Source organism: Microbacterium sp. CFH 31415 (genome assembly GCF_022538185.1).
GTDB lineage: Bacteria > Actinomycetota > Actinomycetes > Actinomycetales > Microbacteriaceae > Microbacterium.
In genome coordinates this window covers 396740-419989 of record NZ_JAKYXC010000002.1, presented here as the reverse complement: position 1 = coordinate 419989, position 23250 = coordinate 396740, and the positions used below count along the sequence as shown (strand labels likewise).

The following is a 23250-nucleotide window of genomic DNA, read 5'->3' as shown; positions in this document are numbered from 1 at the left end:
AGGGCATGCCTCGACGACGAGCCGCCGACGCCGCCATTCACGCGGTCGACCTCTCGATCGCTCGCGTCGGACGCGGCGGAGCCGCCCAGCGGGTCATCGACGGCGCAACCTTCACGATCGCGCACGGCGGCACGCTCGCTGTCATGGGCCCGACTGGTGCGGGCAAGTCGAGTCTCGCGGCGGTGCTCGCCGGCTCCGACGACACGAGCCTCGCCGTCATCGGCGGCGATGCCGAGGTCGAGGGCATCGGCGTGCGCCGGCCCGGGCGTGCGCACCGGCTGCACACGTACCTGACGGGCTACCTGCCGCAGGCCGCCGGAGCGGCCCTTCCTGCCCGGCTCACGGTGGGCGAGGTCATCTCGGAGCCGATCACGAGCCGCGACCGGCGCGTGAATCAGCGGGCGCTGCAGATCCGGGTCGCGACACTCCTCGACGAGATGATGCTGCCGCTCGGCACTGCTGCGAAGTACCCGTACGAGTTGAGCGCCGGGATGCGGCAGCGCGTGGCCTTCGCCCGCGCACTGGTCCTGCAGCCCAAGGTGCTCGTCGCCGACGAGCCGTTCTCCAACATGGACGTCGAGGTGCGCAGGGCCGCGCGCGACGCGATCCTGCGACGCCGTGCCGAGTACGCGATGTCGACGCTCGTCGTGACGAATCAGGCCGACGTGGTCCGCGAACTCGATGCGGACGTGCTCGTGCTCCGCGGCGGCCACACCGTCGCGTACGGCCACGGCACGGACGACCTGCTGTGGACGCCGGATGGCGACGCCGACCACCGGCTGGTCGCCTCCTGACGTCACGAGCACCCCTCAGCGTTTGCTAACATAGTGGGGTTGCCTGCGTGAGCGGGTGACTCTTCCTCCATAGCTCAATTGGCAGAGCAATCGGCTGTTAACCGATAGGTTCTTGGTTCGAGTCCAAGTGGGGGAGCGAAAGCCTCGAGGCTCCACCCTCGGGGCTTTCTTGATGCCTGCGATCGACGGCGTTCAGGCGTCGATGTCGTCGACGCCCGGCGTCCAGGAGTGGCCGGGCCGGCCCCAGCCGCGCTTGCGCGCGATCTTCTGCGCGGTCTTCCAGTCGCCGTCGCCGAGGCGGTCGACGTACAGGATGCCGTCGAGATGATCGAACTCGTGCTGCATGATGCGCGCGCGCCAGCCGTCGACCTGGATGCGCACGGGACCGCCGTCGAGGTCGGTGCCGGTGACCAGCACCTCGTCGGAGCGACGGAGCGGGAACCGCTCGCCGGGGAACGACAGGCAGCCCTCGGACTCCTCGTCGGGGTCGGGGTCGCCGGGTTCGAGCGGGCGCATCCACAGCTCGGGATTGATGATCACGCCGCGCCACGGGGCGCCGTCGTCATCGGTGTACGAATACGTGTACACGCGCAGCGCCGCGCCGACCTGCGGACCTGCAAGACCGACGCCGGGCGCGGCATCCATCGTCTCGAACATGTCCGACACCAGCGTGCGGATCTCGTCCGTGATCTCGTCGATCGCCACGGCGGGAGCGTGGAGAACGGGGTCACCCATGATGCGAATCGGCAGAACGGCCACGCCTTGAGCCTACCGAGAGGCGACCGCGGCTAGTGTCGATGTGTGGTGTGGATGGCGGACGAGCTGCAGGACGTGGGCGACCAGCTGGTCGGCGCGTTCCAGAACCCGGCTCTCCTGGTCGGCATCCCGCTCGCCCTCCTCGGCGCCGTCTTCATGTCGTTCGGCGCGCAGTACCAGCACCGCGGCGTCACGAAGGTCGAGAAGCTGACCGGCTCGGCGGGCACCGGTGGACTGAACTTCCAGCACCTCCTCAAGCTCCTCTCGCGGCCCTCGTGGGTGGTCGGCACGCTCATGCTCGGGCTGGCGATCGCGTGCCAGCTGTCGGCGCTGGCCGTCGCGCCTCTCATCGTCGTGCAGCCGCTCGGGGCGATCGCGCTGGTGATCACGACTCTCCTGAACGCGCAGATCAGCGGGCATCGACCGACGAAGCGCTCGCTGATCGCGATCGGCGCGTGCGTGGGCGGCATCTTCGTCTTCGTCACGATCGCCGCACTGTTCGCGACTGAGAAGCCGGTCACGAACCAGCAGCTCATCACCATCCTCGTCCTGTTCGGCGTCGTGACCCTGGCGCTGGGCGCCCTCTGGCTGTGGCGGCGGCAGAAGCTCGGCGCGCTGTTCTACATCTCCGCCGCCGGCGTCATGTACGGCTTCGTCGCCACGCTCGCGAAGGTCATCATCGAGCGGATCAAGACCGGCGACTTCGAGTGGCTCACGCTGACGTGTCTCGTGGCGCTCGTCCTGGGCGCGGTCATCGGTGCGTATTTTGTGCAGACCGCCTACTCGTCGGGTCCGCCCGACCTCGTCATCGCCGGGCTCACGGTGATCGACCCGATCGTCGCCATCATCATCGGCCTGGCCATCCTCGGCGAAGCCAGCGGAGCTCCTGTATGGGTCTACCTCGCGTTCGCGGTCGTCGGCGGAATCGCGGTGTGGGGCGTCTTCCAGCTCGCGCGCTACCACCCGCAGATCCTGAGCGACAGCCAGGAGCTGCCGATCCGGCGGGGGAGCGAGCCGGGTGCCGACTCGACGCAGCCGATGACCGGATCGATCCGCGTGACCGAGGCGGTCGCCAAGGTCTGGCCCGATCCGCCGGTCAAAGACAAAGACGACCGGCGCTGATCACGCCGGGTCGTCGACCCGGATGACGAGTCTGCCGTCCTCGACCCGGCCTCTGTCGCTCGGGGTCGGGGCGGGAGCGGGCATCTCGACCGCCGTCTCCCACGCGGCGTGGGCATCTTCCGCGGACGGACGCCACACGGCATCGAAACCGGAGCCGACGCCCGCGAGCGAGCCGCCGGCCGAGCCGTCGAGCTGCTTGCGGAGCTGATCGCGCTTCATCCGGGGTGCCAGGGCCACGAGCACGGCGGTGGCGACGACGACGGCTCCGATCACCGCCCAGCCGATCGCATCCACGATGAGATCCTCCCACAGGCGCCGCGCGTGGGAATCGGAAAGGGCCGCCAGTCGGCGGCCCTTTCGCTTCGTAGGGCGGGTGGGACTTGAACCCACGATCGTCGGGTTATGAGCCCGCTGCCTTGACCAGCTTGGCCACCGCCCCCTGCGGACCGAGCCTAACGCCCGGACACCCTGTTCATCGCCGTGCCGATGTAGGAGTACTTCACGAAGACCTCCGCCGCGATGCCCGCCTCTTCGAGGAGGCCCTGCACCGCGCTGAGCATGTAGCTCGAGTCCCACCCCATGTAGAGCCAGGTGTCGTCGTCGAGGCGATCCCACTGGCCGTTCCACGACTGCGCGGTGTAGACGGGCCCGCCGCGTCGACCACTGTAGGCCACGACGGCGGGGCGAGCATCCGCCCACAGGCGCTTGAACACGCGGTTGAAGAGGTACTTCACGTCGGGCACCTCCCAGTGCTCGCCGCGGTACTCGACGTAGTCCCACTCGCGCTCCCAGCCGCGCGGCCATCCGCGCCGGTGCACGGCGTCCAGGATCGGCGTGAGGCCGTCGTCGTCGATGAGCGTGGTGCCCGGTCGTGCCCAGATCTCGACGAAGCGCTGCCCCAGGATCGCGGACCGCTCGGCGATCGCGGCGGTGCCCCAGGTCTCGCGCCGTGCGAGATCCGACGTGAGGCCCACGCCGCTGCGACCGTAGACCGCCCGCTTCTCGGGGAACGACGCGTCGAACGCCCGGAGGGACAGCTCCTCTTCGAGGAGGGTCAGGTTGCCGAGCGTCGAGGCGAGCGCGCGGTGGCTGTTCTGCTCGTCCTCGCTGTACTCGGACCAGGGGCGAACGCCGTCTCCCGACCACGACTCCGACGGCGACAGCGGGACGATGTGCTCGACGTCGAGTGGCGCGCCGCCGTCGACTCCCGCGAGACGCCCCAGCACGTAGGCAGGGTGGGGGAGCTCGGAGTACTTGAGGGCGGCGCGGATGCGCTCGTCGGACGGGGTGATGCGCGAGATGCCGGTGACGAGAGCGGCCTCACCCCCTTCGCGCGCGCGGATCAGGCGCGCGACGAGCCGGTCGTTGTCGAGGCCGGCCACGGTACGGCGCAGGAGCAGCGCCTGAAGGTGCTCCAGCGTGCGGATCAGATCCGCCTGCTCGATCGCGCCGTCGCGCCAGTCGCGGTAGACGCGCATGACGAGTGGGCGGACCGCCGGTCCGAAGACCGCGAGGTGACCGAGATGGCGCGAGACCGCGGCATCCGTCTCCCTCTCCGGCTCGAGCAGCACGCGATAGATCTCGGAGTACTCGCGCCACTCTGCGGCATGGCGGCGCAGATCGCCGATCTCGAGCCGCGGGAAGACCTGACGGAAGGTGTCGTACACACCCCGCCCTCGCGCGACGACGACCTCGCGCCCCGTCGTCATGATCAGGTACTGCCGCCAGAACTCGGCGATCGAGTCGCCCGTGTTCCGCTCGATCGGGAGCCAGCAATCCGACTCGATCTCGCGCTGCTCATCGTGCGAGAGCCCCATCAGGACGTAGTTGTGGATGAGCTCGTGGTCGCGCAGCGGCTCGCCCGTCGAGTTCAGGCTCTCGAAGATCTGCTGCGCGTTCGCACCGGCCCGCAGGGTGATGGCGACGTGCTCCAGCTTCTGCAGGCCCCGCCAGATGTGCGGGGCCTCGTCGGCGCTGACCTGGCTGCGGAAGAATGCGTAGTTGTCGTCGAAGCGTGAATCGCGCACGCCGTCGCCCTCGCCGCGGCGGTCGAGGACGACCTCTTCGTACACCTCCGCCCACGCGCGATGCGGCCGCAGCTTCGTCGCGTCCGCGTCCTGCGGATGCACCAGCACGCGGGCGAGCTCGGCGGCCATCTCCGGGTCGCTCTCGCGGACCGCGTGCTGCAGGGCGGCGACGAGGAGCATGATCGTCGTGACCCGCTGCTGCCCGTCGATGAGGACGAGCTCGGGGCGCTCTCCGGCGGTGGTCGAGGACAGGATCGACCCGATGAAGTGCATGTGGCGGTCGTCGAGATCCGCCACCGCGCGGATGTCGGACAGCAGCTGCTCGCACGCGCCGATGTCCCAGCGGTACTGCCGCTGATAGACCGGAACGACGATGGTCCAGTCGCCTGCCGAGAGCCAGCGGAGCGTGTTGACCGCGGTCGCGTCGACATTGGTGGCCCTGACCATCGCCCGGATACGCTCCTTCGAAGCTGTCGTGGCGCGGGGGCCGATCGGCCGCGGACACGCCGATCTCGAGTCTAATCGGCCGTGCCGAGGCATCCGTTATTCACGGTCCTGTCCAAGGGCGGCCGTGAGCCTCCAAGGTAGGCTTGCCTTAGTTGGGCCTGTTAAAACGTGCTGGCCCGCTGACCGAAAGGCAATCCGTCATGGGTTACATCAAGTCCGCTGCGCTCGAGGAGACCGGCTACGTCGTCCTCGACCGCTACAACCAGGAGCTCGACCCCAAGGAGTGGCTCGATATCGAGTACAACGACTGGAAGTCGTCGGGCGACACGCGCTTCGCGCCGCTCGCCAGCGCATTCGGCGACATCGAGTGCAACGGGTTCTGGAACCACAAGCCGCCGCGCACCGACAAGGACGGCGTGTGGATCGACTCGCAGGTCGAGAAGGCCCCGAACCTCACGCGCCGCGCACAGGAGCCGGGCGCGAACGTCGGTCGCTGCCGTGTCATCGAACTGCAGCCGACTCCCTACGGTGAGACCCTCTACAACCTCCACCAGGACGACAACAACCGTCTCAACCCCGACGGCACGGGCTGGGTGGTCCGCGGATTCTTCAACCTGACCGACGACAAGGACAGCTTCTTCGTCCTTCGCGAGAACCGCACCGACCCCGAGGGTGAGGTGCGCATCGCCCTCCCCGCCGGCGCGCAGCTCATCATCGACACGCAGCGCCTGTGGCACGCCGCGACGCACATCGGCACCGAGCCCCGCTACTGCCTGATCACGTCCTGGACGTCCGGCCCCGAGCTTGACGCGTACATCGAGAAGTACCACGGCGTCAACCACGTCGAGAGCGTCCACGTCCCGCAGGACGTCCTCGAGGCAGGCTATGCGGAGCAGGCCCGCAAGGACGCCGCTCGCGCCGCCTACTACGCCGCCAAGGGCCAGGCCGCGGTGAATGTCATGAGCGAGGCCTGATCGGCTTCACCCGCTCGCGAAGGCCCCGGCTCATCCGCCGGGGCCTTCGTCGTGGAGGGATGCCGCGACACGGCCGAATCACATCCTTGTGATTCCCCCTGCCCCTGGGCGATAATGGCGAGAGCACAACCGAATACACCGCCGGACATCCGTGCACAGGTCGTTGGGGAAGACGCACCTGATGAAACGGAGAGATCATGGCGACACCACAGGCGCGTGGAGTGATCTTCATTCACTCCGCGCCACGAGCATTGTGCCCCCACCTCGAGTGGGCGGTGGGTCGTGCCCTGGGCCGAGCGGTCAGCTTCGACTGGGCCGACCAGCCGGTGCTGCACGGTGCACGCCGCGCGGAGTTCTACTGGGAGGGCACCGCCGGCACCGGCGCGGCACTCGCCACCGCGATCCGCGGATGGGAGCACCTGCGCTTCGAAGTGACGGAAGACCCCACCCCGCGCAGTGACGGCGGTCGCTGGCTGCACACGCCGGGACTCGGCATCCACTACGCGCAGACCGACACCGCGGGCAACGTCGTGATCGGCGAGGACCGCATCCGCTACGCCATGGAGGTCTCAGGCGGCAGCGCCGTCGAGCTGCACCGTGAACTGCAGGTCGCGCTCGGCTCAGCCTGGGACGAAGAGCTCGAGCCCTTCCGTCACGCGAGCGACGACGCACCTGTCGTCTGGCTGCACAAGGTCGGCTGAGGCGCGGTGCGCCGGGCGACCCCCGGACGCGGCATCCACAACTTCACAGACTCAGGCGGCTCGAGGCGCCGCCACCGAGGCTCGGAGAGAAGTGACCTGGGCAGCGGGAAGGCGAATCGCCGCCTGACACGACAGACGCCCCCGGAGGCTTCCCGGGGGCGTCTTCGCGTATCGCGGTGAGGCGGCGCGTCGGATCCGACGTCAGACCGACCGGAACGCGACGACCGCGTTGTGCCCGCCGAAGCCGAACGAGTTGCTGATGGCGAGCTGCGGGCCGTCGCCCAGCGGCTGCGCCTCGCCCGACACCTTGAGCGGGATCTCGGGATCCTGCGTCGAGATGTTGATGGTCGGGGGAGCGACGCGGTCGCGCAGCGCGAGGATCGTGAAGATCGCCTCGAGCGCTCCCGTGCCGCCGAGGAGGTGGCCGGTCGAGGCCTTGGTGGCCGACACCGGGATGTCGTGCACGCGATCGCCGAACACGCTCAGGAGCGCCTTGTACTCGGCGATGTCGCCCGTGGGGGTCGACGTCGCATGCGCATTGATGTGGGTGACGTCGTCGGGCGTCGCGCCCGCGGCCTCTAGCGCGAGACGCACGGCGCGCGAGGCGCCGAGACCCTCCGGTTCGGGAGCGGTGATGTGGTACGAGTCGGCCGTGACGCCGCCGCCGGCGATCTCGGCGTAGATCTTGGCTCCGCGGGCCTTCGCGTGCTCCTCGGTCTCGAGCACGAGGCACGCCGCGCCCTCGCCCATGACGAACCCGTCACGGTCGACGCTGTACGGGCGCGAGGCGGTCTCGGGGGAGTCGTTGCGCTTGGACAGCGCCTGCATGGCCGCGAACGCCGCGAGCGTGAGGCCGTGGATCACGGCCTCCGAACCGCCCGCGATGATCACGTCGGCGTGGCCGGCCCGCAGCGCGTCGACGGCGTTCACGATCGACTCGGTGCTCGACGCGCAGGCGGAGGCGACGGTGCGCGCATAGGCGCGTGCCCCGAGGTGCATCGACACCGCGGCCGCGGGGGCGTTCGGCATCAGCATCGGGACGCTCATCGGCATGACGCGCCGCGGTCCCTTGCTCTTGAGCACGTCCCACGCGGCGAGCGTCGTCTGCAGCCCGCCGATGCCCGTGGCGAAGTCGACCCCGAAGCGCTCCGGCTCGACCTCGGGCTTGCCGGCATCCGCCCACGCCTCCTGTGCCGCCACCAGCGCGAACTGCGCGGACGGGTCCAGACGGTTGGCGACCGGGCGCTCGAGGACGGTGTCGGGACGCACCGTGGCCTCGGCGGCGAAGGTCACCGGGATCTGGTATTCCTCCACCCAGTCGTACTCGAGCGTGTGGGTGCCGGACGCCCCGCCGAGGAGGGCCGACCAGCTCTCGGGCGCGGTGCCGCCCAGCGGGGTGGAGGCGCCGATGCCGGTGACGACGATTCGGGGTGTGCTCATGGGCATGAAGTCCTCGTAGATGGCCGGTGGGGGCTGAGCGCCCCCACCGTGGCGTGCATCAGCAAGCCGGGGGTATGGGGCGGCGCCCCACAGGAATGGTGCTTACGCCTGGTTCGACGTGATGTAGGTGACGGCGTCGCCGACGGTCTTGAGGTTCTTGACCTCGTCGTCGGGGATGGTGACGCCGAACTTCTCCTCGGCGTTCACGACGATCGTCATCATCGAGATGGAGTCGATGTCGAGGTCGTCCGTGAACGACTTCTCGAGCGCAACCTCGTCGGCCGAGATGCCCGTCTCGTCGGTGATGAGCTCGGCAAGTCCGGCAAGGACCTCGTCGCTGCTGAATGCCATGGGTTTCTCCTGTTTCTTCGGGGTTCGCGAACCGGGTGGTCCGGCTCAAGTCTAGGGTCGGGGCGCAGAGGGCTCAGGGGAGCACGACGACCTGGGCGCCGAACACGAGTCCGGCGCCGAAGCCGATCTGCAGGGCGAGACCGCCACTCAGCTCGGGGTGCTCCTCGAGCAGGCGGTGCGTGGCCAGCGGGATCGAGGCGGCCGACGTGTTGCCCGTCGTCTCGATGTCGCGACCGACGACCACAGTGTCGGGCAGGCCCAGCTGCTTGGCGAATTCGTCGATGATGCGCATGTTCGCCTGGTGGGGCACGAAGGCCGCCAGATCGGATGCCTGCACCCCGGCGGCCTCGAGGGCCTGGCGTGCGACCTTGACCATCTCCCAGACGGCCCAGCGGAACACGGTCGGGCCCTCCTGTCGCAGGGTCGGCCACGGCGCGGTGCCGTCGCGGAACTCGGTGAGCGTGTGGTTCATGCCCACTGCTTCGGCCTTCGAGCCGTCGGAGCCCCACACGGTCGGGCCGATGCCGGGCGTGTCGCTGGGGCCGATGACGACCGCTCCCGCGCCGTCGCCGAGCAGGAACGAGATGCTGCGGTCGGCAGGGTCGACTACGTCGCTGAGCTTCTCGGTTCCGATCACGAGCGCGTAGTGCGCGGCGCCGGCGCGGATCAGGGCGTCGGCCTGCGCGACGCCGTAGGCGAAGCCGGCGCAGGCGGCGTTGACGTCGTAAGCGGCGGCGGGGTTCGATCCCACACGGTCGGCCACGATGGCCGACACCGAGGGCGTCTGCTTGGGGTTGCTGATCGTCGCGACGATCACGGCGTCGATCTTCGCGGGATCCACGCCCGAGCGCTCGATCGCCTCGCGGCCGGCATCCGTCGCCAAATCGATCGCGGTGGTCCCGGCGACCGCGCGCGTGCGCGTGATGATGCCGGTGCGCTGGCGGATCCACTCGTCGCTGGAGTCGATCGGCCCGACGAGGTCGTCGTTGGGCACGGCGATCTCACCGCGCGCGGCGCCGTAGGAGTAGATGCGCGTGTGGGCGGGCCCGGTGGGCTGGACGAGTGTGGGGGTCATGCGGATTCTCCGGTCATGCGTCGGCCGAGGCGCTCAGCAGAGCGGCTGCAGCCTGGAGGTCGTCGGGTGTCTTGACGGCGACGGCGGGAGTGCCGCGCAGAGCCCGCTTGGCGAGCCCCGTGAGCGTACCCGCGGGCGACAACTCCACGATGCCCGACACACCCGCGTCTGCGAAAGACGCCATGCACAGATCCCAGCGCACCGGCGAGGCCACCTGGTCGACGAGCAGGTCGGCGAATGTCGAGCCGGAGTCGACGGCCGCGCCATCGCGGTTGCTCCAGATCGTGATGCGAGGATCGGATGTCTCGACCTCTGCCGCGGCGCTGCGCCGCGCCTCGACCGCCGGAGCCATGTAGCGGGTATGGAAGGCGCCGGCGACCTGGAGCGGGATGACGCGGGCGCCTGAGGGCGGCTCGGCGGTGAGCGAGGCGAGGGCGTCGAGCGCACCGGCCGCGACGAGCTGGCCGCCGCCGTTGTAGTTGGCGGGGGTGAGGCCGAGCTCTTCGAGTCGGGAGACGATGGATGCCTCGTCCCCGCCGATGACCGCGCTCATGCCGGTCTGCTCTGCTGCAGCGGCCTCGGCCATGGCGCGTCCGCGGATGCCGACGAGGCGCAGGGCGTCCTCTTCGGACAGGATGCCCGCGGCCGCGGCTGCCGCGAACTCGCCGACGGAGTGGCCGGCGACACCGGAGACCGCGTCATGATCGGGGAGCGCGTTCCACGACAGGAGGCTGGCCGCCACGATGAGCGGCTGGGCCACCTGGGTGTCGCGGATCTGGTCGGCATCCCATTCGGTGCCGGCGGCGACGAGGTCGACACCAGACCACTCGGAGTAGGCGGCGAGCCGTTCGGCGGTGCCGTCGACGGAGAGCCAAGGGGACAGGAAGCCCGGGGACTGGGAGCCCTGTCCGGGGAAGACGGCGATTCTCACTCGTCCATCCTGTCAAGGATCATCCGGCGCCCTCTGGCGATCCCCGCACAGAAATGCCGGAGTGCTTTGTAAGACCTGTACAGATCAGGGGGCGCTTCGGCGCGAAACAGGGGCGCGTCGGCGGGTCGCGTCGGTGCCGATCGAGCCCAGAATGAGCGCCGTCTGCAGGATCAGCGCCTCACGCGGGCCGGTGGCATCCCAGCCGATCACCTCCGAGACGCGCTTGAGCCGGTAGCGCACCGTGTTCGGATGCACGAACAGCTCGCGGGCGGTCGCCTCGAGCGATCGTCCATTGTCGAGGTAGCTCCACAGCGTGGCGACGAGATCGGCGCTGTGCGACTGCAACGGGCGGTAGATGCGGTCGACCAGCGTCAGCTTGGCGAGCGGGTCGCCCGCGAGCGCGCGCTCGGGAAGCAGATCGTCGGCCTCGACCGGACGCGGGGCGTGTCGCCACGCGCGGGCGACGGCGAATCCGGCCAGCGCCGCGCGGGCGCTCTGGCCCGCGTCGACCAGAGCGGGAACCGTCGGACCCAGCACGAGGAAGCCAGGGCCGAAGCCGGGCTCGAGCCGCCGCGCGATCTCGGTGAAGGGCAGATCGGCGGCGACGTCATCGGGCCGTGCCGCCGACTCGGAGCGTCCCACGACGAGAACGAGCCGCGAGCCCTGCACACCGATGAGCACGTCGACGCCGAGCTTGCGGGCGGTGCGCCGAAGCTGGTCGATGTCGAACTGCGGCGGGGTGGTGCCCACGAGCACGGCGACCTCGCCATGGCCGTGCCACCCCAGCGCGGCGATGCGGCTGGGCAGCTCCTCATCGGCCTCGCCGGTGAGGATCGAGTCGACGACGAGCGCCTCGAGACGCGCATCCCACAGTCCTCGCGCCTCGGCGGCGCGTGCATACACGTCGGCGGCCGCGAAGGCGACATCGCGCGAGTAGAGCAGGATCGCCTCGCGGAGGTGCTCGCCCTTTCCGGCCACCCGCTCCTCGGTGATCTCGACCGTGACGCGGATGAGCTGCAGCGTCTGCTGCAGGCTCACACTGCGCAGCAGCTCCCGCGGCGCGGCCGCGAAGATGTCGGCCGCGATCCAGGGCGTCGAGGTCGGATCCTCGTACCACGAGATGAACGACGTGATGCCCGCCTGCGCGACCAGGCCGACGGCCGACCGGCGCGCCGGCGGCATGTCGGCGTACCAGGGGAGGGTCTCCTCCAGCCGCTTGATGGTCGCCGTCGCGAGGTCGCCCGAGATGCGCCGCAGCCAGGCGAGCGTATCGGTCTTGTCCATCGACGCGGGGGCGGGCATCGCGCCGGTCAGCTCTCGCCGCCGGCGTTTCCGCTCGTGCCCGCCGTCACATCGTGCAGGCGGTACTTCTCGATGGCCTGCGCCGCGAGTCCGCGGTCGACGGTGCCGTCCGCCGCGAGCGCCTGGAGCGTGCGCACCACGATCGACGGACCGTCGATCTTGAAGTAGCGACGCGCCGCGGCGCGGGTGTCGGAGAAGCCGAAGCCGTCGGCGCCGAGTGTGACGAAGCGGTGCTCCACCCACGGACGGATCTGGTCCTGGACCGCGTGCATGAAGTCGCTGACGGCCACCACCGGACCGGGGGTGTCGCGCAGCTTCTCGGTGATGTACGCGGTGCGGGGCTCTTCGTCCGGGTGGAGGAAATTGTGCTCGTCGGCGGCGAGGCCGTCACGGCGCAGCTCGGTCCACGAGGTGACCGACCACACGTCGGCCTGCACGCCCCAATCGTCGCGCAGCAGCTGCTGCGCCTCGAGCGCCCACGGCACGCCGACGCCCGACGCGAGCAGCTGGGCACGCGGGCCGTCGCCCTCGGGTGACGAGATGCGGTGGATGCCGCGCACGATGCCGTCGACGTCCACGCCCTCCGGCTCGGCCGGCTGCACGAGCGGCTCGTTGTACACCGTCAGGTAGTACATGACATTCGGGTCGGGGTGGTTGCCGCCGTACATGCGCTCGATGCCCGAACGCACGATGTGCGCGATCTCGTAGCCGTAGGCGGGGTCGTACGACACCGTCGCGGGGTTCGTCGACGCGAGCAGCTGCGAGTGGCCGTCGGCGTGCTGGAGACCCTCACCGGTGAGCGTCGTGCGTCCGGCGGTCGCTCCGATGATGAAGCCGCGCGCCATCTGGTCGCCCGCCGCCCACTGGGCGTCACCCGTGCGCTGGAAGCCGAACATCGAGTAGAAGACGTACACCGGGATCAGCGGCTCGCCGTGCGTCGAGTACGACGTGCCTGCCGCGGTGAACGCCGCGAGGGCTCCCGCCTCGTTGATGCCGACGTGGACGATCTGGCCCTGCGGGCTCTCCTTGTAGGCGAGGAGCAGCTCGCGGTCGACCGAGGTGTAGTTCTGGCCGTGCGGGTTGTAGATCTTCGCCGTCGGGAAGTACGCGTCCATGCCGAACGTGCGCGCCTCGTCGGGGATGATCGGGACGATGCGGTGACCGAAGTCCTTCGCCCGCAGGAGGTCCTTGAGCAGCCGGACGAACGCCATCGTCGTGGCGATCTCCTGGGTGCCCGAGCCCTTCTTCGGGAGCGCGTACGCCTCGTCGCCGGGCAGCTGCAGGCCGACGTGGTGCGTGCGGCGCTCCGGCAGGAAGCCGCCCAGCTCGCGGCGACGCTCCAGCATGTACTGGATCGTCTCGTCCTGCGGACCGGGGTTGTAGTACGGCGGCAGGTAGGGGTTCTCGTCGAGCTGCTCGTCGGTGATCGGGATGCGCATCGAGTCCCGGAAGTACTTGAGGTCCTGGAGCGTCATCTTCTTCATCTGGTGGGTCGCGTTGCGGCCCTCGAAGTGGTGACCCAGGCCGTAGCCCTTGATCGTCTTCGCCAGGATGACGGTGGGCTGACCCTTGTGCTCGGTGGCTGCCTTGTAGGCCGCGTAGACCTTGCGGTAGTCGAGACCGCCGCGACGCAGGTTGCCCCAGATGTCCTCGTCGGACCAGTCCTTCACGAGCGCCGCCGTGCGCTCGTCGCGCCCGAAGAAGTGCTCGCGGATGAAGGCGCCGTCCTCGGCGCGGTACGTCTGGAAGTCGCCGTCGGGCGTGGTGTTCATGAGGTGGACGAGCGCGCCGTCGGTGTCCTTCGAGAGAAGCTCGTCCCAGCCGCTGCCCCAGACCACCTTGATGACGTTCCACCCGGCGCCGCGGAAGAAGCTCTCGAGCTCCTGGATGATCTTGCCGTTGCCGCGGACCGGGCCGTCGAGGCGCTGCAGGTTGCAGTTGACGACGAAGGTCAGGTTGTCGAGGCCTTCGTTCGCCGCGACCTGGAGCTGGCCGCGGCTCTCGACCTCGTCCATCTCACCGTCGCCGAGGAAGGCCCACACGCGCGAGTTCGACAGATCCTTGATCCCGCGGTTGGTGAGGTACTTGTTCGTCATCGCCTGGTAAATGGCGTTGATCGGACCGAGGCCCATGGAGACCGTCGGGAACTGCCAGTATTCCGGCATGAGTCGAGGGTGCGGATACGAGGGGATTCCGTCGGGTGCCTTCGACTTCTCCTGGCGGAACCCGTCGAGCTGCGCCTCGGAGAGACGCCCCTCGAGGAACGAGCGCGCGTAGATGCCGGGGGAGGCGTGTCCCTGGATGAAGATCTGGTCCCCACCGGTCGGGTCGTCGAGGCCGCGGAAGAAGTGGTTGAAGCCGACCTCGTAGAGCGAGGCCGACGACGCGTACGTCGAGATGTGCCCGCCCACGCCGATTCCGGGTCGCTGCGCCCGGTGAACGGTGATCGCCGCGTTCCAGCGGAGCCAGCGCCGGTACCGGCGCTCGAGCTCCTCGTCGCCCGGGAACTCGGGCTCGTTGTCGGGCGCGATGGTGTTGATGTAGTCCGTGGTGGGAACCTGCGGCACGTTCAGCTGCAGCTCGTGCGAGGTCTGCAGGAGGCTGAGCATGATCTCGCGGCCACGTCCGTGGCCCTTCGCCTGAACGAGCTGCTGCAGGGACTCCTGCCACTCGGAGGTCTCGTCGGGATCGCTGTCGAGGGGTTCCTGCGAGTACGGATCCTGATCGTTGACAGTCACAGATGACCTTTCGTCGTCTGGCAGATCGTGCCAGGTAATCGCTACCGGAGCGGACAGGCGTTTGTCGGCCCTGTACAACGCACCATCCTCCAGCCTAGCGAGTCGCGGGTCCACCGGACTCCCTTTGTGAGCACCCGGCGACGAGGACGTGCGCGTGCGCGAGGCGCCGACCGTAGACTGAACGCCGAGGGCCTTTAGCTCAGCTGGTAGAGCGCCACGTTTACACCGTGGATGTCGTCGGTTCGATCCCGGCAAGGCCCACCGTCTTCACGACCGAGCGTCGTCGTCGCTGTCGTCTCTCTGGTGCGAAACGACGTGCGGCAGTGCGAAATCCTGGTAGCCGGGCTGGCCGATCCGCGAGTGCCGGCGGGAGTAGACGAAGTAGATGATGAATCCGGCGGCCAGCCACACCAGGAAGCGCAGCCATGTCTCGACCGACAGGTTCAGCATCAGGTAGACGCAGATCAGCGCCGACAGACCGGGGAGCCATGGGCTGAACGGCACCCGGAAGGCGCGTGTGAGGTCGGGCCGCTTGCGGCGGAGCACGATGACACCGACGGCGACGAGCACGAACGCCGACAGGGTGCCGATGTTGACCATCTGCTCCAGCACCCCGATCGGCGTGAACCCCGCGACCACGGCCACGATGACCGTCACGACGATCGAGACCACCCACGGAGTGCGGAAGCGAGGGTGCACCTTGGCGAGAACGGGGGGCAGCAGTGCGTCGCGCGACATTGCGAAGATGATGCGCGTCGCCCCGATCAGCAGCGTGAGCACGACCGTCGTCAGGCCCGCGACGGCTCCCGCCGAGATGAGCGTGGCCATCCATCCGGCGCCGTGGAAGGCGAACGCCTGGGCGAGGGCGGCGGTCGGGTCGAGCTCTTCGTAGGGGACCATGCCCGTCACGACGAGCGCCACTGCGCAGTAAAGCAGGGTGCAGATCACGAGAGAGGCGATGATGCCGATCGGCAGGTCGCGCTGCGGGTTCTTCGTCTCCTCGGCCGTCGTCGCAACGACGTCGAAGCCGATATACGCGAAGAACACGAGTGCGGCGCCGGCGAAGATCCCGCCGACACCGAACGCGGTCGGCTCGATGCCCGACAGGAACTGCAGGAGCGGCTGCGTGAGTCCGGACGGGGAGTCCGCCGGGACGGCGTCGGGCACGAACGGCGACCAGTTGGCGGGGTTGATGAACAACAGCCCGGCGACGATCACGAACAGCACGATGAAGAGCTTCACGGCGACGAGCACGAGGTTGACCCGCAGCGACTCCTTTATGCCGAAGGTCATGAGCGTGCCGAGCACGAGGACGAGCAGGATCGCCATGAGATCGACGGTGCCGCCGTACCCGATCACCTCGGGAATGGGCGCGCCCAGCTGCTCCATGAGCGTGCCGAGGTACGCGCTCCACCCCTGCGCGACGACGCTCGCTCCGAGGAACATCTCGAGGATGAGATCCCAGCCGATGATCCACGCGAACAGCTCACCCAGCGAGGAGTACGAGAACGTGTACGCAGACCCGGCCACGGGAACGGTCGAAGCGAATTCGGCGTAGCAGATCGCTGCGAGCGCGCACGCTATCGCGGCCACGACGAAGCTGATCACCACGGCGGGACCGGCGACGTCGTGCGCCGCGCGGCCGGTGAGGGTGAAGATTCCGGCGCCGATCACCACGCCGATGCCGAAGACGGTCAGGTCGAGAGCGCTGAGCGATTTCTTGAGCCGGAATTCCGGCTCGTCGGTATCCGCGATGGACTGCTCGACGGACTTGGTGCGGAGAAGGCTCATGGGACGCGCCCTTTCGACGGGGATCGACCGTTGAATGCTATGCCTCACCGGTCGTGGCGTCGATGCCCGGGGTAGGTTGGAGGGCGTGAACGCCAGCCCCGCCGACCAGCGCCGCCTCGTCGAGGTCGCCGAGCTCGATGCCCGTATCCGCCACGCCGAGCACGCCCGCAAGAACCCGCCGCAGGCGGCGAAGGTGCAAGAGCTCCTCGCGCACCGTCAGACGCTCGCGCAGGAGCTCTCCGTCCGTCTCGGCGCGCGCGACGACCTGCGCACCGAGCTGTCGCGCATCGAATCCGACGTCGCGGTCGTCGACGCGCGCAGCGCGCGCGACACCGAGCGCCTCGCGACCTCGAGCAACTCCAAGGAGGCACAGGGGCTCGAGAGCGAGCTCGCGTCGCTGGCCCGGCGCAAGAGCGACCTCGAAGACGCCGAGCTCGAGGTGATGGAGCGGCTCGAAGAGGCCGAGGCCGCGGTCGCCGAGCAGGAAGCCCTCATCGCCGAGACGAACGCTCAGGGCGCCGAGCTTAGCGCCGAGGGCAAACGCGTCGTGGCCGAGGCGACCGCGGCGTTCGAGGCGGCTTCCCGCGACCGCGCCGCCCTGGCCGGCGAGGTGCCGGCCGACCTGCTCGCCCTGTACGACAAGCTCGCCACACGCAGCCCCGGGGCCGCCTTCCTGAGGGCGCGCACGTGCGAGGGCTGCCACATGGTGCTGTCAGGCACCGACCTCAACGTCGTGCGGCAGACCCCCGAAGACACCGTCGTGACGTGCCCGGAGTGCGGCTGCATCCTTGTGCGGACGAACGAATCCGGCATATGACGCTCCGCCTCGTCGTCGATGCCGACGGGGGATCGTGTGGCGAAGCGGATGCCTCGGCCTGACGCGCCCGCCTGGATCGTCCTCGGTCACGCCGACGGCGGCGCGGTGGCCGCGCTGCTCGACGCAGGCGGCGCCGAGACCGGCCGTCGCGCGCTGACGTCGTCCGAGCTGCCCGGGTGGGTCGCGGAGCGCGAGGCGGCGGACGCACCGCGCTGGGTCTGGAACGACGCCCCTCAGTGGTATGGGCCGCTGTTGCGCGCCGGCGTGCGCGTGGGTCGCTGCCACGATCTGCGGCTGTGTCACGCGATCCTCCGCTCGTCGAGCCTCGTCGTCCGGGGTGCGATGCGCGGACCGGGTGGGTGGGATGCCGCGCCCTTCGTCGCCGTCGCCGACTCGGCGCCCGCGCTGTTCGATCTCGAGCGCGCCGAGCGGCCTGCCGGCCCGCCCGACGCTCTCGACGAGGCGCTCGCCGAGTTCGCGCGCCAGCGCGACGCGGTCGCGAGCTCCGCCGACCCCTCGCGGCTGCGGCTGCTCCTCGCCGCGGAGTCGGCAGGTGCGCTGATCGCCGAGGAGTTGCGGGCAGCGGGACTGCCGTGGGACGCCGCGGCCCACGACGGCATCCTGATCGATCTCCTCGGCGAGCGGCCGGCGGGTGGCGGGCAGCCTGCGAAGCTCGCCGCTGCGGCCGCGAGGGTGCGCGATGCTCTCGGCGATCCTGCGGCGAGCCTCGACTCGCAACCGAAGCTCCTGAGGTCGCTGCACCGAGCCGGCGTGCTGGTCGAGTCCACAAGCCGGTGGGAGCTCGCCGAGCACCAGCATCCCGTCATCGCTCCTCTGCTCGAGTACAAGAAGCTCGCGCGGCTGCTGTCGGCCAACGGCTGGGCATGGCTCGACGAGTGGGTCGCCGACGGACGCTTCCGTCCGGTGTTCGTCCCGGGCGGCGTCGTCACCGGCCGCTGGGCATCGTCGGGCGGCGGTGCGCTGCAGCTGCCGCGCCAGCTCCGCGAGGCGGTGCGCGCCGATCCCGGGTGGAAGCTCGTCGTCGCCGATGTGGCGCAGCTCGAGCCGCGCGTACTCGCCGCTATGTCGAGCGACGCCGCCCTCGCGGCAGCCGCACGCGGGCGCGACCTCTACGCCGGCATCGTGGAGAGCGGCGCGGTGCCGTCGCGCCAGCAGGCCAAGATCGCGCTCCTCGGCGCGATGTACGGCGCGACGACGGGGGAGTCGGGCCGGCTCATGCCGCGCCTGCGCCGGGCATACCCGCGGGCGATGGGTCTCGTCGACGATGCGGCTCGCACGGGGGAGGACGGCGGCGTGGTCTCGACCTGGCTCGGGCGGTCGTCGCCGTCGCCGTCCGAGGCCTGGGCGGCCGCGCAGTCCCAAGCGACCGAGGCCGAGGCATCCGGCGCCGACGAGACCCGCGCCCGACGGTGGGCGCGGGACCGCGGTCGCTTCACCCGCAACTTCGTCGTGCAGGGCACCGCCGCAGAGTGGGCGCTGGCCTGGATGGCCGACCTGCGGTCGCGCCTGCACGCGATGCCCCCGGTCGACGCGGACCTGGCTGCGCCGCGGTCGGGCCCGGTGTTCGCCCGCCGCCCGCACCTCGCCTTCTTCCTGCACGACGAGGTCATCGTGCATGCCCCGGCATCCCTCGCCGATGGTGTTGCACAGGCGGTGACGGATGCCGCGGCCGCCGCGGGGCGCCTGCTGTTCGGCGACTTCCCGGTGGACTTCCGCCTCGACGTGAACATCGCCGACTCAGCGCTCAAGGGCTGAGTCAGTCGCATCCGACGGGAACGATGTCGATCTCGGGATCCCCGATCAGCGGCGTGTGGAGCACGACCGGCGCGAAATCACGGTCGCTGTCCATCACGAAGCGGAATTCGAGTACGCGTGTCTCTCCGGGTGCCATCGTCACCGCGGCGGCGCTCGAGGGGAATCCGGCCTCCTCCACGTCTGTCGAGATCACCCGTTCACCGTCGACCCGCACGCCGCCGAAGAATGCGCCCGGGGGGGCCGAGACGGTCACGTTGGTCGCGATGTCGCCCGGTCGGACACCCTCGAGACCGCCGCCGGTCAGCCACCACGGCAAGGTGGTGCCGGCGTCCGGCGGCGCGGTGTTAGCCAGCGACACGCTGACCGCCACCTCGCGCTTGCCGTCGGGGCGGCATTGGGCGGTGCCCGCGCTCATGGAGAGGTCGAGGAAGGGTCCCATCTTGCCCGAGGTCGCGTCATTGAAGTACACCGCGAAGGCGTCGGCGCCGGCGGCCTGCTGCCGTGCTGCGGGGCCGCCCAGCGGGCCCTCCGCGAGTCGCTCCGCCTCGTCGGCGTGCGCGCTCCACAGCGCGACGTGACCCTGCTCGACCGGGCCGGCCAGCGCTTCGGCCCACGCGAAGGGGTCGATGTCCTTCGTCAGTATGCCCGACATCAGAGCACTCGTCAGCTCACGCTGGTACACCGTCTGCTGCTCCACGTCCAGCGACAGGTAAGGATCCACGAGAACCCGCTGCACGAGGTTGTCGGCGGTCAGTTCGCTGCCGTCCGGCAGTGGAATCGGACCGGTCGCAGACAGCAGAGCCCGGACGGCCCACATGTCGACGGACAGGATGGCGTCGGGGGCTACGTCGGACCGCGTGGCCCACCAGGCGCGCACGAGTTCGGAGGTCAGGCCGAAGTCCGATGGCATGGACGTGTTCTGCACGAATCTGCCCACGCGATCGCCGTAGAGCGCCGTCACGGACTCCGGCACGGGAGCGATGGGCTCCGTGCGGGCGGCGAACTGCCCGCCGTCCGCCTGGTCGACGACGTCGAGCGTTCCCCGGTCAGCGCGGAGGAGGACGAACGAACCGGTGATCCCGCCTCCCGTGCGCACCTCGGCGCTGTTCTGCAGCATGACCAGGATGTGCCGTTCGCCGTCCAGCCCGAGCATCGGCGGCAGGACCGCCATCGCCGAGGCGAGCGACTCCGCGACCGGCGCGGCTTCCGCAGTCAGGGCGGCGAGCCGGCCGACGCCGTCCGAGAGGGGGCTCAGCAGCGGGCCCCGATCGATGTCGGCGAGGGCTTCCGCGGCTCCGGTGAGCGCATCGGAGGTGTGCTGGACCGAGGGAGCCAGCTCGGCGAGACGATCGATGTCGAACCCGCCATCCTCGTTCGACGATTCCGCCGCGCCCTGGAGGGCGGGAATGAGTTCCTCGACCGCGCGGGAGATCTCGTCGAGCTGCGCCGACACCACGCGTGCGGCACCCAGATTGGCGCCGAGGACGGGCACGAACTCCGCGATGCGCCACGCGGGATCGCCCGACAGCGCGCGGGCTTCGGCAGCCCGGCCGGCGAGCTGGCCCACGGCCGAGTCGACCCGGGCGAGATCGCGTGCCGCGGCCGCGTCCTGAAGCTCCGCGGCCATCGGCGCCATCGCCTCGAGCTGATCCTTGACGAGGAGCGCGCGAATGCCGACCCAGGCCGCAAGGCCCACGACGACGAGCACGACCGCGCCGATGACCAGCAGGACGGTTCGACGCGAAACCCGTCGCCGTCCGGCGACAGGCTCTGTCACGCGGTCACCCGTTCGCGCGATGGCGGCGCCGCGCTGCGACGACGATCAGGCCGATGGCGGCCAGCAGCCCGCCCACCAGGGCGATCGGGAGCAGCGATGCGCCTAGGCCGGTAGCGGGAAGGAACCCGGCAACCGTCGGCTCGGGCGAGTCCGGACTGAGCATGGGCGTCTCCGGCGCCGCGGCGCACACCGGGGTTGCCGGCGGGTACGACAGCGGGACGGCGACCTCGGGGTTCACGGTGATCTTGGCCGAGATGTTGCCGCGCGTCCACCGGTAGTTGCCATCGGTTTCGACCCACGTGCCGTCCACGAAGGCCCAGCCGGGCCAGCCTGTCGCGTTGCCCGCACCGTCGACCGAGGCGCCGGGCCACAGGATCCGGCCGCTGAGCTTCCCGTCGACGAGGTCGCCGAGCACCAGGGTCGCGGTGTTCGTGCCGTCCGTGATCACGAGGCGCGCGGTGTTCCCGGTCGCCTGCTGGTCGGGGTCGGTCAGCTCGACGGCGTAGCTGATCCATGGCACGTCTCGCTCGCACTCGCCGACCGCGGTCGAGCCTGCGAGCGTGGGCTCGTCGGGCTCGTTCGGCGTGTAGCCGTCGGTGACATCGGTCTCCGTCGAATCGATGGACGCCGGTGCGGCGGCGTGTGCCGCGCTCGGCGCAAGACAAAGCATCGCTGCAACAGCGAACGCGAGAAGTGCGCTCTTACGCATATCGACCAGCCTCCCCAGGCGGCTCTTCGCAGAGCCTCTCCCCAGTTGGAGGCCCTGTGTGCGCTCATGATACTACGCGGAACGAAGCGCTCACGCCAGCGATCCACGAGCCGCCGGTGTGTCGCGGTCGCGAGAGATAGGATCGACTCCGCGAATGGGTCGGCTGGACGGTCGCGTCGCGAGCGGTCCGCCGCTTCGCGCCGAGGAACGTCCGGGCTCCGCAGGGCAGGGCGGTGGGTAACACCCACCCGGAGCGATCCGCGAGACAGTGCCACAGAGAGCAGACCGCCGGGACCTCGGTCCCGGTAAGGGTGAAAGGGTGGTGTAAGAGACCACCGGGGTCGCGGTGACGCGACCCGCAAGGTAAACCTCGCCCGGAGCAAGGCCAGACAGGGGATGATGACGCGGCCCGCTGAGTCCCCGGGTAGGCCGCTGGAGCGGCACGGCAACGTGTCGCCGAGAGAGATGACCGTCCAGGGGGCTCCGGCCCCCGGACAGAACCCGGCGTACAGGCCGGCCCATTCGCCCTCTCGTCAGGTGCGGCGCCGAGAGGTGTCAGGCGAGCGCGAGGGCTGCGGCGCTGTGCCGATGGGATGATCGCGGGGTTCCCCCGCGAGGCACCGAGAGGTGTCAGGCGAGCGCGAGGGCTGCGGCCCCTATGATGCCCGCGTTGTTGCGATGCACGGCCGGCACGATCGGCGTGCGCAGGTCGAGCAGGTGCAGGAACTGGTCGGCGTGCTTCGAGACGCCGCCGCCCACGACGAACAGGTCGGGGCTGAAGAGGAACTCGATGTAGCTGTAGTACCACTGCAGACGCTTGGCCCACTTCTCCCAGCTGAGGTCTTCGCGCTCCATGGCGGAGTAGGCGGCGTACGCCTCAGCATCCTTCCCGTGCTTCGCCCGCTGCACGTGGCCGAGCTCGGAGTTGGGCACGAGCACCCCGTTGTAGAGCAGTGCAGACCCGATGCCGGTGCCGAGGGTGGTGAGGATCGTCAGGCCGGGCTTGCCCTTCGCCGCGCCGTAGCGCACCTCAGCGACGCCGGCGACGTCGGCGTCGTTGGCGAAGTGGATGTCGCGCCCCAGCCCGTCCTCGAAGAACCTCTCGGCCTCGAAGTCGATCCACTTCTCCGAGACGTTCGCGGCCGACAGCGTGCGGCCGTTCTTCACGATCGCGGGGAACGCGACGCCGAGGGGAATGGACTCGCCCGTCACGCCGAGGGTCGAGAGCACTTCGGTGACGGCATCCAGCACGTCCTGCGGCTCCGCCCCCTCGGGAGTCGCGACCTTGATGCGGTCGCTGATGAGCTGTCCGCGCTCGAGGTCGACCAGCCCTGCCTTGATCCCGGTGCCGCCGATGTCCACGCCGACAGCGCGAGTCGCCTGAGAAGCCATGCCTTCACCCTATCCAGCCCCGGCGCGCGGGTGCGAGGCGACGGTCAGTAGGATCGTGCCGAGGGCAGCCTCGACCGATCGGAATCCCTGGAGCGCACCATGACGAGTGACAGCGAGAAGTACTGGTACAACCTCAAGACGGGAGAGGTCGAGAAGGGCTTCGAGTCTCCTGCCCCCGACCGCGCTGGACCGTTCGACACCGCCGAAGAGGCCGCTCAGGCGCCCGAAGTCATCCGCAGACGCTCGCGCGCGTGGGCCGAGGAAGAGGCACGGGAGGACTCCTGGGGTGGTTCCGCCGCGTCCGGTGACGACCGCGACGACCAGTAGTCT

The 23250-nt window shown here is 69.8% G+C and carries 20 protein-coding genes, 3 tRNA genes and 1 other RNA gene; 10 read left to right on the top strand and 14 right to left on the bottom strand.

From position 1 onward, the window contains the following. Positions 1 to 5: 5 nt before the first annotated feature. Both MK786_RS02910 and MK786_RS02905 read left to right on the top strand, forming a co-directional pair. Positions 6 to 794, top strand: coding sequence for an ATP-binding cassette domain-containing protein (locus tag MK786_RS02910; protein ID WP_241110731.1), 789 nt, complete (start codon positions 6 to 8; stop codon positions 792 to 794). A gap of 63 nt (positions 795 to 857) precedes the next feature. Beyond that, positions 858 to 930 (top strand) — tRNA-Asn (locus MK786_RS02905). A gap of 56 nt (positions 931 to 986) precedes the next feature. On the opposite strand, the gene def is transcribed toward MK786_RS02905, so the two are convergent. Then, on the bottom strand, positions 987 to 1553 hold the full coding sequence (def, locus tag MK786_RS02900; protein WP_241110730.1) for a peptide deformylase: 567 nt from the start codon (positions 1551 to 1553) through the stop codon (positions 987 to 989). Positions 1554 to 1604: 51 nt separating this feature from the next. On the opposite strand from def, the gene MK786_RS02895 reads away from it, so the two are divergent. Continuing rightward, positions 1605 to 2672, top strand: coding sequence for a DMT family transporter (locus MK786_RS02895; protein ID WP_241110947.1), 1068 nt, complete (start codon positions 1605 to 1607; stop codon positions 2670 to 2672). On the opposite strand, the gene MK786_RS02890 is transcribed toward MK786_RS02895, so the two are convergent. The 3 genes from MK786_RS02890 to MK786_RS02880 form a co-directional block, all read right to left on the bottom strand. Beyond that, positions 2673 to 2966 carry a hypothetical protein gene (locus tag MK786_RS02890; protein WP_241110729.1) on the bottom strand — a complete coding sequence of 98 codons (294 nt, stop codon included), beginning with the start codon at positions 2964 to 2966 and terminating at the stop codon, positions 2673 to 2675. 71 nt (positions 2967 to 3037) lie between these two features. Further along, positions 3038 to 3111, bottom strand: a tRNA-Ile gene (locus tag MK786_RS02885). A 13-nt stretch (positions 3112 to 3124) separates the two neighbouring features. After that, complete coding sequence (locus MK786_RS02880; RefSeq protein WP_241110728.1) at positions 3125 to 5146, bottom strand: DUF262 domain-containing protein; 2022 nt, start codon at positions 5144 to 5146, stop codon at positions 3125 to 3127. A 200-nt stretch (positions 5147 to 5346) separates the two neighbouring features. On the opposite strand from MK786_RS02880, the gene MK786_RS02875 reads away from it, so the two are divergent. Further along, positions 5347 to 6120 carry a hypothetical protein gene (locus tag MK786_RS02875; protein ID WP_191766369.1) on the top strand — a complete coding sequence of 258 codons (774 nt, stop codon included), beginning with the start codon at positions 5347 to 5349 and terminating at the stop codon, positions 6118 to 6120. A gap of 197 nt (positions 6121 to 6317) precedes the next feature. Next, positions 6318 to 6821, top strand: coding sequence for a DUF3145 domain-containing protein (locus MK786_RS02870; RefSeq protein WP_241110727.1), 504 nt, complete (start codon positions 6318 to 6320; stop codon positions 6819 to 6821). Positions 6822 to 7022: 201 nt separating this feature from the next. Here MK786_RS02870 and MK786_RS02865 read toward each other — a convergent pair whose 3' ends face one another. The 6 genes from MK786_RS02865 to aceE form a co-directional block, all read right to left on the bottom strand. Continuing rightward, positions 7023 to 8261 (bottom strand): beta-ketoacyl synthase, encoded by a 1239-nt coding sequence (locus MK786_RS02865; RefSeq protein ID WP_241110726.1) that lies wholly within the window; start codon positions 8259 to 8261, stop codon positions 7023 to 7025. Between the two features lie 102 nt (positions 8262 to 8363). Then, positions 8364 to 8612: an acyl carrier protein gene (locus MK786_RS02860; protein WP_191766372.1), complete on the bottom strand. Its 249-nt coding sequence runs from the start codon at positions 8610 to 8612 to the stop codon at positions 8364 to 8366. Between the two features lie 73 nt (positions 8613 to 8685). Further along, positions 8686 to 9687, bottom strand: coding sequence for a beta-ketoacyl-ACP synthase III (locus tag MK786_RS02855; protein ID WP_241110725.1), 1002 nt, complete (start codon positions 9685 to 9687; stop codon positions 8686 to 8688). A gap of 13 nt (positions 9688 to 9700) precedes the next feature. Beyond that, complete coding sequence (locus tag MK786_RS02850; RefSeq protein WP_241110724.1) at positions 9701 to 10618, bottom strand: ACP S-malonyltransferase; 918 nt, start codon at positions 10616 to 10618, stop codon at positions 9701 to 9703. A gap of 84 nt (positions 10619 to 10702) precedes the next feature. Then, positions 10703 to 11902, bottom strand: a complete 1200-nt coding sequence (locus MK786_RS02845) for a CdaR family transcriptional regulator (protein ID WP_241110723.1) — start codon at positions 11900 to 11902, stop codon at positions 10703 to 10705. A gap of 26 nt (positions 11903 to 11928) precedes the next feature. After that, positions 11929 to 14658: a pyruvate dehydrogenase (acetyl-transferring), homodimeric type gene (gene aceE / locus MK786_RS02840; RefSeq protein ID WP_241110722.1), complete on the bottom strand. Its 2730-nt coding sequence runs from the start codon at positions 14656 to 14658 to the stop codon at positions 11929 to 11931. 188 nt (positions 14659 to 14846) lie between these two features. Here aceE and MK786_RS02835 point away from each other — a divergent pair. Continuing rightward, positions 14847 to 14919, top strand: a tRNA-Val gene (locus MK786_RS02835). A gap of 6 nt (positions 14920 to 14925) precedes the next feature. Here MK786_RS02835 and MK786_RS02830 read toward each other — a convergent pair. Continuing rightward, a complete protein-coding gene (locus MK786_RS02830; protein ID WP_241110721.1) occupies positions 14926 to 16449 on the bottom strand; it encodes an amino acid permease in 1524 nt (507 codons plus the stop codon). An 85-nt stretch (positions 16450 to 16534) separates the two neighbouring features. On the opposite strand from MK786_RS02830, the gene MK786_RS02825 reads away from it, so the two are divergent. Further along, positions 16535 to 17266, top strand: coding sequence for a zinc ribbon domain-containing protein (locus tag MK786_RS02825; protein ID WP_241110720.1), 732 nt, complete (start codon positions 16535 to 16537; stop codon positions 17264 to 17266). A 48-nt stretch (positions 17267 to 17314) separates the two neighbouring features. Next, complete coding sequence (locus tag MK786_RS02820) at positions 17315 to 19042, top strand: bifunctional 3'-5' exonuclease/DNA polymerase (RefSeq protein WP_241110719.1); 1728 nt, start codon at positions 17315 to 17317, stop codon at positions 19040 to 19042. 1 nt (position 19043) lies between these two features. Here MK786_RS02820 and MK786_RS16415 read toward each other — a convergent pair whose 3' ends face one another. Together MK786_RS16415 and MK786_RS02810 are read right to left on the bottom strand one after the other, a co-directional pair. After that, positions 19044 to 20819: a DUF4012 domain-containing protein gene (locus tag MK786_RS16415; protein ID WP_241110718.1), complete on the bottom strand. Its 1776-nt coding sequence runs from the start codon at positions 20817 to 20819 to the stop codon at positions 19044 to 19046. 4 nt (positions 20820 to 20823) lie between these two features. Next, a complete protein-coding gene (locus tag MK786_RS02810) occupies positions 20824 to 21528 on the bottom strand; it encodes an LPXTG cell wall anchor domain-containing protein (RefSeq protein WP_241110717.1) in 705 nt (234 codons plus the stop codon). A gap of 155 nt (positions 21529 to 21683) precedes the next feature. On the opposite strand from MK786_RS02810, the gene rnpB reads away from it, so the two are divergent. Next, positions 21684 to 22053: RNase P RNA component class A (rnpB, locus tag MK786_RS02805), an RNA gene on the top strand. A 105-nt stretch (positions 22054 to 22158) separates the two neighbouring features. On the opposite strand, the gene ppgK is transcribed toward rnpB, so the two are convergent. Further along, positions 22159 to 22920: a polyphosphate--glucose phosphotransferase gene (gene ppgK / locus MK786_RS02800; RefSeq protein WP_241110716.1), complete on the bottom strand. Its 762-nt coding sequence runs from the start codon at positions 22918 to 22920 to the stop codon at positions 22159 to 22161. A 99-nt stretch (positions 22921 to 23019) separates the two neighbouring features. On the opposite strand from ppgK, the gene MK786_RS02795 reads away from it, so the two are divergent. After that, complete coding sequence (locus MK786_RS02795) at positions 23020 to 23247, top strand: SPOR domain-containing protein (protein ID WP_191766380.1); 228 nt, start codon at positions 23020 to 23022, stop codon at positions 23245 to 23247. Positions 23248 to 23250: the final 3 nt, after the last annotated feature.

What these genes read in the sequence shown, in the direction of transcription:
- MK786_RS02830 (WP_241110721.1), bottom strand. Translation starts at nt 16,449, where the DNA reads ATGAGCCTTCTCCGCACCAAGTCCGTCGAGCAGTCCATCGCGGATACC.
- MK786_RS02795 (WP_191766380.1), top strand. Translation starts at nt 23,020, where the DNA reads ATGACGAGTGACAGCGAGAAGTACTGGTACAACCTCAAGACGGGAGAG.
- MK786_RS02875 (WP_191766369.1), top strand. Translation starts at nt 5,347, where the DNA reads ATGGGTTACATCAAGTCCGCTGCGCTCGAGGAGACCGGCTACGTCGTC.
- MK786_RS02845 (WP_241110723.1), bottom strand. Translation starts at nt 11,902, where the DNA reads ATGGACAAGACCGATACGCTCGCCTGGCTGCGGCGCATCTCGGGCGAC.
- MK786_RS02910 (WP_241110731.1), top strand. Translation starts at nt 6, where the DNA reads ATGCCTCGACGACGAGCCGCCGACGCCGCCATTCACGCGGTCGACCTC.
- MK786_RS02860 (WP_191766372.1), bottom strand. Translation starts at nt 8,612, where the DNA reads ATGGCATTCAGCAGCGACGAGGTCCTTGCCGGACTTGCCGAGCTCATC.
- MK786_RS02895 (WP_241110947.1), top strand. Translation starts at nt 1,605, where the DNA reads ATGGCGGACGAGCTGCAGGACGTGGGCGACCAGCTGGTCGGCGCGTTC.
- MK786_RS02855 (WP_241110725.1), bottom strand. Translation starts at nt 9,687, where the DNA reads ATGACCCCCACACTCGTCCAGCCCACCGGGCCCGCCCACACGCGCATC.
- MK786_RS02880 (WP_241110728.1), bottom strand. Translation starts at nt 5,146, where the DNA reads ATGGTCAGGGCCACCAATGTCGACGCGACCGCGGTCAACACGCTCCGC.
- MK786_RS02820 (WP_241110719.1), top strand. Translation starts at nt 17,315, where the DNA reads ATGCCTCGGCCTGACGCGCCCGCCTGGATCGTCCTCGGTCACGCCGAC.
- MK786_RS02870 (WP_241110727.1), top strand. Translation starts at nt 6,318, where the DNA reads ATGGCGACACCACAGGCGCGTGGAGTGATCTTCATTCACTCCGCGCCA.
- MK786_RS02810 (WP_241110717.1), bottom strand. Translation starts at nt 21,528, where the DNA reads ATGCGTAAGAGCGCACTTCTCGCGTTCGCTGTTGCAGCGATGCTTTGT.
- MK786_RS02865 (WP_241110726.1), bottom strand. Translation starts at nt 8,261, where the DNA reads ATGAGCACACCCCGAATCGTCGTCACCGGCATCGGCGCCTCCACCCCG.
- ppgK (WP_241110716.1), bottom strand. Translation starts at nt 22,920, where the DNA reads ATGGCTTCTCAGGCGACTCGCGCTGTCGGCGTGGACATCGGCGGCACC.